The organism is Streptomyces musisoli (assembly GCF_016741855.1).
In the GTDB taxonomy this organism is placed as follows: domain Bacteria; phylum Actinomycetota; class Actinomycetes; order Streptomycetales; family Streptomycetaceae; genus Streptomyces; species Streptomyces musisoli.
Map to the genome: position 1 here is coordinate 1 of NZ_JAERRH010000060.1, position 3,662 is coordinate 3,662.

Consider the following 3,662-nt stretch of genomic DNA (forward strand, 5'->3'; position numbering starts at 1 on the left):
GAGCTGAGGTCAACGGTGCGGACCCGTGCCCCCGGTGCGGGTCAGAGCAATTCTGAGATGGCCTTCACCCCCGCCCTAAAGGGCGGAGCACTGGCCAAGATCAAAGGTAGAGCTGCTCACCGGACCACGCCATGGTGGCCTTGCCGGTCACCGGCTCCTCGAAGGTGCCTGACGCTTTCCCGTCGTCGGTGACGGTCAGCTCGGCCCGGGTGACGGGCTTACCGCCGGACGGGGCGTAGGCCGCGGACAGGTGGATGCCGGGCAGCTCGTTCAGGGCGGTGGCGGCCGCGGTGCCGTGGGCCGCGGCAACGGCCGACGAATCTGCCACCGGCCCACCGGAACCCCCGGCGGAGTCGTCCGGACTGCCGGACGAGGAGATGGCGGTCAGGACGACCACCAGGACGACGCCCACGGCGGCCACCGACAACAAGGTCTTCTGCTTGCCCGTGGCCCTCTGCCAGGCAGAGGGCCGTACGGGTGCGGCGGGCGGACCGGCGGGCGGCGGCGGGATCGTCGGCGGCGGTGGCCCCTTCGGTGGCGTCTGCTGCCCGGACTCGCCATCAGACTGACGATCGTCCACGCTTCCCCCTCAACTAGTTGTTGGCGGCTGCTTGAGCCCGGCGACGTTAGGGCACCAGCTCTCGCAGCCACGGCCCCCGTTTCGCCTTGTTCCCGAAGGGGTTGACCAGGCCGCCGGGGGAAGGACCACCCCGTCGGTGACCGATCAAAGTCTGGGCTGCAGGTGGGACGGATGCAAGGCCAGTACTAGAATATTTCTCTAGAAACTTGTTCCAGCAGGTTCTATGGTGGGGTCATGAACTCGACACCGACAGCCGTTGTCACGGGTGGCAACCGCGGGATTGGATACGCCGTCGCACAGGAGCTGGTGCGCCAGGGTTACCGGGTCGTCCTCCTGGCGCGCGACCGGCAGCGCGGTGAGACGGCCCGCTCGGCCCTGGGGGCCCGGAGTGGTTCGGACGTCGCCCTCGTTGTCGGTGATCTCTCCGAGCTCTCCGGGGTCCGCTCCGCAGCGCAAACGCTGCTCGCCTGCTGCCCTCGCATCGATGTGCTCATCCACAATGCCGGCATCTGGCCCAGCCGCCTGGTCCGCGGCAAGCATGGTCTTGAGCATGCCTTCGTCACCAACCACCTTGCTCCGTTCGCCCTTAACCACCTCCTGGAGCCTCGACTGCTGTCCTCCCGGGCACGTGTTGTGCAGGTCAGTGCCGGGCTGTACGTCAAGGGACGTGTAGACCTGGAGCACACGCCCACGGGTGCCGACTTCCACCCGCTGCGCACCTACGCGGATACCAAGCTGTGCAACCTGCTCCTGGTTCCCTTGTTCGCGCAACGCTGGAGCACGGCGGGGGTACGCATCAACGCTGTGCATCCCGGGGTGGTGCGCACGCAGTTGGGCGACCGTGCCGGCGTGCCCGGTTACCTGCTCAAGGCGATGAAACTGCTGTGGAAGCCGCCACGAACCGCAGCGGCTCCCATCGTCCGGCTGGCTCAGGGCGAAGCCGCCTCGGACGTCACCGGACGGTACTTCCACAGCGGCAGGGAGACGCCGTTGGCTCCCATGGCGCGCGACGTCGCGCTGGCGCAGCAGGTCTGGGCGCAGGCGCTGGAGCTGACCGGCCTGTCACCGGTCGTGCCGCCGTGCGGAGCGCCCGGTGTCGCCTAAGCAGCCGCGCGGCGAGGAGACCGCGCGGCGCCTGCTTGCCGCCGCACTGGAGGTCCACGAACACAAGGGACCCGAAGGCTTCACGGTGCAGGCCGTGACCTCCACCAGCGGAATCAGCCTGGGCAGCCTCTACCACCACTTCGGCAGCTTCGACGGACTCGCCGCCGCGCTTTACGCCCGATGCATGGCCGACCTACTCGATGCGCTGATCGCCTCGCTCGAGCGGACGAGGACCGCCCGCACCGGGGTGCGTGCGGTGGTCGTCGCCTACCTGCGGTTCGCCGAGGAACAACCTGCCAAGGCCCGATTCATCCACGCCTCGTCTTACGCAGGTTTCCTGCCCGCCCACACTGCAGCCATCGCCGCGGCCAAGGCCCCCCGCATCGAACGCCTCCAGTCCTGGGCACGGCCGCATGCTGAAACCGGACACATCGTCGACCTTCCCGACCCGCTCACGGAGATGCTCCTCATCGGCCCCGTAGCAGAAACCGCCCGACGCTGGCTGGCAGGCGACCCCACCATCGACCTCAAGCAGGCCTCCCGTGTCCTGCCGGAACGCATCTGGCAGTCCCTCCGAGGTCCACAAGAATGACCACCCAATCTCATCGCGCCGGTTCGCCGGCGGGAGGGCCGGAAGTGTTCGGGGAGGCGTAGCAGTGCGAGATCAGCTCCTCGGGGGGCGTTACCGGTTGGTGCGACAGCTCGGCGAGGGCGGTATGGGGCAAGTATGGGAGGCGCAGGACGAGACGCTGGGCCGGCCCGTCGCAGTCAAGGTGATCTCCCTGCTCGCCGGCGGTGGAAGCCTCGGCGACGAGGCCCGCGCCAGATTCCTGCGCGAGGCACGGATCACCGCCCAACTGCAGCACCCCAACATCGTGACCATCCACGACCTCGGAGAGACCGGCACGGGAAACGAACGGGTCCCGTTCCTGGTGATGGAACTCGTCCGAGGCGAGGGCCTGGATGCAATGCTGCGCCGAGGCGCCGTCACCCTGCCGGACGCGGCCCGATGGGGCGCGCAGATAGGTGATGCCCTTGCTGATGCGCACAACGCCGGAATCATGCACCGGGACATCAAGCCGTCCAACATCCTCATCACGCTGTCCGGCAACGTGAAGGTCCTCGACTTCGGCATTGCGAGAGCGGCCGACCCCTACGCGACCGCGGACCGACTCACCCAAACCGGCTTCATCGTGGGCACTCCCCCGTACATGGCGCCCGAGCAAGCACGCGGCTTCCCGGAACCGCGCAGCGACCTGTACGCGCTCGGCTGCCTCCTCTTCGAGCTGATCACAGGCCAACTGCCGTTCCAGGCCCCCGACACCGTCGGCTACCTCACGGCACACCTCACCCAGGAACCCCCCGCCCCCAGCTCGGTGTCCACGAAAATCCCACTCGCCTGGGACAACCTCGTATTGACCCTGCTGCACAAGGACCCCGATCAGCGGTACCCGAACGCCACCGACCTCTCCCAGGCGCTACGACAACTCGAACGCGCACAAGAGCCCGAACCACCAGCAGGCCACGAAGCCCGCAACATCCTGGTGGCCAGGATGGCCCGCGCTATGAGTGCGTCACTCGCGCGCCGGGCGGCCCTCTCTCAGGACGCAGGCGGGAATGGCGCCGTCCAGATAACACAATCGCAGGTGCAGACGATGGTCCAGATGCCGCCCACCGCGCCGCTCGCTTCCAGCCTCCCCCCATGGCCGGACACGGCATCGACGCATACCCCGGCACGCCGTGGCCGCGCGACACAGTTCGGCCTCCCGGTATGCCTATGGTTGTTGCTCACCTTGCTGGCCGGCGCCTCGCCGCAGATCGGGGTTCCGGTCGCCCTGGCGGTCACCTGGGTGTTGACGGCAGTACTCACACCGCGCTCCAGAAGCCTGACGCGCGGGACGGGATACGCGGCCGCGGCGGCCATCGCTGTGGACCTCGTAATGATTGTGATCTATGCCCGGGGTCATTTGGGCCTCTC

General features: G+C 68.1%; 4 protein-coding genes. 3 read left to right on the forward strand and 1 reads right to left on the reverse strand.

All coding sequences use genetic code 11. The annotated features are described in order from the left end of the window. Positions 1-100 precede the first annotated feature (100 nt). Positions 101-580: a hypothetical protein gene (locus tag JK361_RS40315; RefSeq protein ID WP_201828168.1), complete on the reverse strand. Its 480-nt coding sequence runs from the start codon at positions 578-580 to the stop codon at positions 101-103. A gap of 234 nt (positions 581-814) precedes the next feature. Here JK361_RS40315 and JK361_RS40320 point away from each other — a divergent pair, with 234 nt between their 5' ends. The 3 genes from JK361_RS40320 to JK361_RS41915 all read left to right on the forward strand — a co-directional run. Beyond that, positions 815-1,684 carry an SDR family NAD(P)-dependent oxidoreductase gene (locus JK361_RS40320; protein ID WP_201828170.1) on the forward strand — a complete coding sequence of 290 codons (870 nt, stop codon included), beginning with the start codon at positions 815-817 and terminating at the stop codon, positions 1,682-1,684. Then, positions 1,674-2,276 (forward strand): TetR/AcrR family transcriptional regulator, encoded by a 603-nt coding sequence (locus JK361_RS40325; protein WP_201828172.1) that lies wholly within the window; start codon positions 1,674-1,676, stop codon positions 2,274-2,276. Before JK361_RS40320 ends, JK361_RS40325 begins: the two co-directional genes overlap by 11 nt. A gap of 64 nt (positions 2,277-2,340) precedes the next feature. Next, positions 2,341-3,662, forward strand: a 1,322-nt coding sequence (locus JK361_RS41915; RefSeq protein ID WP_307787454.1) for a serine/threonine-protein kinase, incomplete at its 3' end; no start/stop codon positions are given.